This window comes from Acidovorax sp. KNOB132 (assembly GCF_057541515.1).
In genome coordinates, this window is record NZ_BAAJYT010000038.1 from 21,280 (window position 1) to 27,385 (window position 6,106).

4 protein-coding genes are annotated in these 6,106 nt (G+C 64.4%); all 4 read right to left on the minus strand.

The window, feature by feature from the left end:
- Positions 1–39 precede the first annotated feature (39 nt).
- Complete coding sequence (locus AC27IO_RS08420) at positions 40–2,088, minus strand: radical SAM protein (RefSeq protein ID WP_498738380.1); 2,049 nt, start codon at positions 2,086–2,088, stop codon at positions 40–42.
- 106 nt (positions 2,089–2,194) lie between these two features.
- The gene (locus AC27IO_RS08425) at positions 2,195–3,160 is read right to left on the minus strand and encodes a hypothetical protein (protein ID WP_498738382.1); all 966 of its coding nucleotides are present in this window, start codon (positions 3,158–3,160) and stop codon (positions 2,195–2,197) included.
- 633 nt (positions 3,161–3,793) lie between these two features.
- Positions 3,794–4,504 carry a two-component system response regulator KdpE gene (gene kdpE / locus AC27IO_RS08430; RefSeq protein ID WP_272565805.1) on the minus strand — a complete coding sequence of 237 codons (711 nt, stop codon included), beginning with the start codon at positions 4,502–4,504 and terminating at the stop codon, positions 3,794–3,796.
- On the minus strand, positions 4,501–6,106 hold a 1,606-nt coding region (locus AC27IO_RS08435), incomplete at its 5' end, for a DUF4118 domain-containing protein (protein WP_498738384.1). The genes AC27IO_RS08435 and kdpE, both read right to left, overlap by 4 nt.

Sequence of the window (6,106 nt, forward strand, 5' to 3'; positions counted from 1 at the left end):
TCATGCGGCAGATGGTTGCTGCGGTTCAGCACAGTGCCGTCAACCCGAATTCACGCAGGCTGCGGCACGGCGGCCATCGGCGTGCAGCGTGATCGTCTTGCGCGCCGGGACCGAAAACGGAAAACCCAGGCCCTGCGTCGCGAAAGCGACATGGCTGACGCCCTGCTTCAGAATCGCCGTGTCTGCGGCCCCCGGTGGCGCGAGAAAGCACAGCTTGAATACGGGCGCCTTCACCTCGGTGATGCCATGCCGGTCAGTCCATGAGATCGACCACGCCATCATTTCCTGCAGCCAATCCACCTCGGTTCCATAACCGCCATCGAGTGCGGCCTGCCGCAGCGTCCGAGCCGCATCCAGCGCGTGCCGGCAACCGGGCTGGCACGGCGCCACCGGCAGCAGAGACAGACCCAGGGGAGCCAGCAGCGAGTGCGGCGAAAAGCCATCGTCCAGATGCACCGTGGACAGCGCTTCTGCCGATGCGGAATGGCCTGCCAGGCAGCACGGTGGAACCTCCAGCCGCGCCAGGAACGCGCCCCGATCGCCATCGGCCCAAGCGGCCTGGACAGAGGCCACGCTGGAGGGCTCGCCGCAGACCAGCAGCCCCGAGCGCTCGGCCCAGGGATCGGAAGGGACGGCATGGGTCAGCGCGGACGCCGGAAGAAACGCATGCCCCACGCCCATTCGGCCCGCCAAGCCGGCCAGGCGTTCCAGACTGGACTCCGGAACCCGCCGGACCGAGCAACGCCCAGAATGCAGCCGCCCTGCGTGGACGGTGACGTCTTCCAGCATCGTGCGCACTTGTTCCATCCGCGGCTGCCAGAAACTGCGCGCCGCGTTGCTGACCCAGCTGATCCGGGGAATGCTGCCCGAACCGTTCTTGATCTCAGAGGGTTGGGGTTCCGGTTCAGCTGCGGGCCCGGCAGGCAGCAGCCCCTGGTGGAAATAGCCCAGCGTCTTGCTGATGGACGGATTGCGACCCTGTTTCCAGGCGGTGACCTGGAAGCGCTCCAATTCGAGGCGCAAGGGCTGCAAGGTCAAGGGGATTCTTCCCGCAAGAACCAATCGGGATTCGATCAACTGGAAGAGATGCTTCCATTCCTCGCAGTTTTCCGTCCGGTTGCGCCAGTCGCCCCCGACCGCCGTGCCGGGACACTGTCCCTTGCACATGAGAAAGAAGCGGCATCCAGCACACCCGTGATCCGATTGAGGCGCATTGAAAAGAGCCACATAGCGCTCGAATCCCGGTACCTGCGCCTTGATGAAATCGATGCCGTCCTTGTTGGTCCTTCCGCAGTTGCTCGACTGTCCATTTCCTTCCACGCCTTGCACTGCCTCGGTGGTGTAGGGATCACAGGCGCGCCAGATACAACTGGCCTTGCCATCCTTTCCCTCCAGCAGATTTTCGATATCGCGGAACAGATCGAAACGAATGTTGGTGAAGCGAGGCTCCGCCTGCGCAAAAGCCAACAGCGCTGAAATGTTTTGCCGGGCAGAGAGCACCAGGCGCCCCCGCAACGATTCATCGTCGACTTCGAGCAGGTGCAACCGGACATTCCGAATGCCCATCGTGTCCAGGCGGTGCATCCATTCGATCATCTCTGGAATCTTCTCACCGCTCGCGTTTCCGCCATGCAGCGTGACGATCAGGCTGGGTATCTGGCGCGCTTCGCACAGTTGAGCGATCACGCCCTCTACCCGAGCAGTGGCTTGGCGTGTCTTTTCCAGGCTGCCGTTCCAGCGGGCATCATTCATCGGCCCCGGTCCGTCAATCGAGATGCCCACGCTCACCTTGTATCGACGGAACAGGTCGATATGCCGGCCTTCAATCAGCACGCCGTTGGTCTGGATGGTATTGGCCCCAAACCGCTCAAGCCCCCATGCAAAAAGGTGCTCCAAGTCGTCGAACTTCATCAGCAGGGGCTCTCCGCCGAACAACGTGAAGGGTCCGCCGATGCGCTCGGCCTCCGCTTTGATCTTTTCCAGGTCGTAGGGCGTGCGGTGATTGCCGGCGTCCCGCTGCGGCTGCTGATAGCAGTAGCTGCACGCCAGATTGCATGCCACGCCCAGCGGGCGAAGTTCGATGGTCATTGCCTGGATCTCCAGTGGTCATCTTCTGGTGGACGGAACGCGGCATCCATGGATGCATGGACACCGTCAGGCTGAGCAGGCTGGCGCACAGCGCCCCGCGCAGCGGTCAGCACTGGCAGGCAAGGAACGGCGCCGGAATGGCTCCGTTGATGGCATCCTCGGTCTCCGAGGCGATGAAGCCATTGACCAACGCAGTCACCGTCTTGAGCAACGCATTCCCCAGATTGAGTGCATCGGCATCACTGAGACCCACCGAGATCAGCGCACCCGCAATACCACTCCAGTTGCTATAGCTGCTGACATTCGTCGGCAGCGTGACCGTGATGCTGTTGATCGATGCGTAGTAACCGGGGGCCTTGTTCTCAGTATTGCCGGTGCAGTAGAGCGAGATGGAGCCGGCCATGGTCCCCGTCGTCCCTTTCACCGCCACGCTGGAATGGTCCGTGGCGGCTGGAAGCGGCGGAGCCTGCACGCTGATATCGAACGATGGCGTCAAGGCAGAGCCGAAAGAAACGTCGGCCGAGAAGGGAAATGAATACCCTGTCGCGGAGGGCATGGGAATGTCCACCGATGAAGGAATCACCAGGTTGCTGATTACCAGAGAACCGCAGCCGGTCAGTTGACTGAGCTTGGCTGTACAGATGATGCCGCCCACCGTGGTCGCCGGGGTGTCGTAATGTGCGGACGTATCGTCGTGCGGCAGAGAGGTATCGTCGTGTGGCGTGGACGTATCGTCGTGCGGCGTGGTGTCGGTGTGCGGTATGCCCAAGGGCTTGTAGCCAGGGATATCGTCGTGCACGAGCTTGGAATCGACATGGTTGTTCGTGTCCACGTGATCGTTGGTGTCGACATGCGCCCCTGTCGAATCCGCATGGGGAATGGTGGAGCTGGAGCCATAGGTTTCTGTCACGCTTGCCGCGTTGCAGAAGTACATGTTGTTCAGCACGGATGGCGTGCACCCCTGGGCGATCTCAAATGTGTAGTTCTGCGCCGCAGGCGACTGGATCGCGGTATTGATGGCGACGGTCAGGCTGGATGCGAGATCCGGTGGCAACTGGATGGTTTCAGACATGGTTCACTCCCTTGGTTGAATTGTTGTTACCCATTGGCAAATCGCTGACATGGAACTTGCGTCGGGTGCGTTTACCGGGGTAACGCAGGGGTGGCGCCGTCAGATGCAGCCGTTGGATTTCCGATTCGATATTTTTCAGCGATGAAAGAAATGGATGCGCATTCAATATGCAGACGCACCCACGCACCATGCCTGGCATGCATATTGAAAATACATGCCGCACGATTATCAATCCACGGAAAAATACCGAGACAGGCCTCCATGCCCAGGCACGGAAAGCGAAAAATCAACGGAGTTGCAGAAGAACGGTATTGGCCTCCATGCCCCGGCTTGGCAGACGGCTACATGGGTGCCATGGGGGGACCATGGAGTCGCGCGGCGCACGATTCCATGAAAGGCCACGGCAGCTTTTGACCTGCATTCATCAAAATCCCTCCCTATCGGACAGGCGTTATGTCGTTAAAGAAGACCCCACTGGATCTGCCTTTACATCCGCCTTTGATCCGTTTCTATTTTTATAAATCTGCGATGAATATAGCAGTGATTGTCCACCCTGAAGCCCGCAACACATGGTTGTAAATACCGAGACAAAAATGCAACACTGCCGTTTCCAATGCTGCTGTCGCCGGTCAATCACACCGCGAGCCGATACCCCACGCCGGTCTCGGTCAACAGATGGCGCGGCTGGGCCGGGTCGGCCTCCAGCTTCTGGCGCAGGTGGCCCATGTAGATGCGCAGGTAATGGTTCTGGTCCGAACGCATGGGGCCCCACACCTCGCGCAGCAGCTGCCGCTGCGTGATCACGCGGCCCGCATTGGCCACCAGCACGGACAGCATGCGGTACTCGGTGGGCGTGAGGTGCACCTCGGCATGGCCGCGCCGAACCACCCGAGCGTTCCGGTCCACCTCGATGTCGCCGAAGCGGAACACGGGCTCCTCGGCCACCGGGGTAAGGCCGTTGCCGCTGGCGGCGCGCGGGCGGCGCAGGTTGGCGCGCACACGCGCCAGCAGTTCGCCGGTGCCGAACGGCTTGGTGAGGTAGTCGTCGGCGCCCGCATCCAGGGCCGCGATCTTGTCGGCCTCGTCGGTGCGGGCCGACAGCACGATGATGGGCACCGCCGACCAGCTGCGCACATCGCGGATCAGGCCCACGCCATCGCCATCGGGCAGCCCCAGATCGAGCACCAGCAGGTCCGGCTGCCGCGTGCCGGCGGCCGACAGCCCCTCGCGCAGCGTGGCCGCCTCATGCACCTGCCAACCCTCGGCTTCGAGCGCACTGCGCACGAAGCGGCGGATCTGCGGCTCGTCCTCGATCACGATCACCGTTCGCAAGGCCAAGGTCATGGCGTTTCCGGCGCGCCGGGCTCCAAGGGTTCGTCCAGGGGAAGGGGGGGCTCGTCGCGCCGCGGCAGGGTCACGGTGAACTCCGCCCCACCGCGCTCGGCGCTGGCGGCGGAGATGTCGCCGCCATGCGCCTGCACCACTGCCTTGCAGATGGCCAATCCCAGGCCCACGCCGGGCGTGGCCGACTCCGACTGGCCACGGGTGAATTTCTCGAACAATGTGTGCTCCTGCCCCCGCAGCGCCACCGGCAGGCCCGGCCCATGGTCGCGCACGGCCAGCCGCAGCGTGGTGGGCGTGGTGCTGGCGGACACCTCGATGGGCGGCGCACCGTATTTGGCGGCGTTTTCCAGCAGGTTGACCAGCACCCGCTCGATGAGCACGGCATCGAATTCCACCAAAGGGAGGTCCGCCGGCAGGTGCGTGACCACCGGCAAGCGCCCCAGCGCAGGGCGTGCTGCCCGGATCGCTGTGCCCACCACCTCCTCGACCGACTGCCAGTCGCGCCGCAGGTTCACGCTGCCGCCGGCAATGCCGCTCTCCAGCCGTGCCATGTCGAGCAGGTTGCTCACCAGCGCGTGCAGCTGATGGGCCTGCGCCACGATGGCGCGGCCGGCCTCGGCCTGGTCTTCGGCCGACTGCGCGGGCAGCGACTCCGCCAGCGCGATCAGCGCGGTAAGCGGGGTGCGCACGTCGTGCGAAATGGCGCCCAGCAGGGCATTGCGCAGGCGCTCCGATTCCATGTCCACCACCGCGCGCTGCGCCACGTCCACGTAGTGCACCCGCTCCAGGGCGATGGCGATCTGCCGGGCCAGCGTATCGAGCTGCTGTGCCTGCTCGGGAATCAGCAGCCAGCGCGGCTGTGCAGGCTCCAGCGCCAGCACGCCCCGCACGCGCATGGGCGCGGTGAGCGGCACGTAGCGCCAGGTCTGCGCGGCCAGCGTGGCCGTGGCCAGGCCGGCGCTCTGGCCCTGGCGCAGCGTCCAGTGGGCCACGTTCGCGTCGAATCCGGGCGGCAGCCCCTCGGGCATGGCCAGGCGGTCGCTCTCATCCAGCGCGAGCACCGCCGCACGCCCTCCGAAATGCTTTTGCACCGCGGCAGCACCGATGGCGGTGATCTGCTCCACCTGCAGCGCTGCGGACAGTTCGCGCGTGAGGTCGAACAACGACTGCGCGCGCCGCTCGCGGCTCGCCGACACGCCCGCCGCGAAGCGCAGCCCCGCGGTGAGCTGCCCCACCAGCAGCCCCACCATGAGCATGACACCGAAGGTGACGAGGTACTGCACGTCGCTCACGGCGAACGACATGCGCGGCGAAACGAAGAAGAAATCGAACGCCAGTACGTTGACCAGCGCCGCGAGGGCCGCAGGCGCCCGGCCGAACCGCATGGCCACGCCCACCACCCCGAGCAGGTACAGCATGACGATGTTGGCCAGCTCGAACACCCCGGACAGCAGGTGGGTGAGCAGGGTGACGGCCACGCTCACGGCCAGCGACCACACGAAGCCGGGCCAGCGGGCCGGCTGGCGCTCCTCGCTGTCGAGCGCATCGGTGCCGGCCCGCCCCCAGTCCGCCTGCGCCAGGCGCCGCGAACTGCCGGCGCGG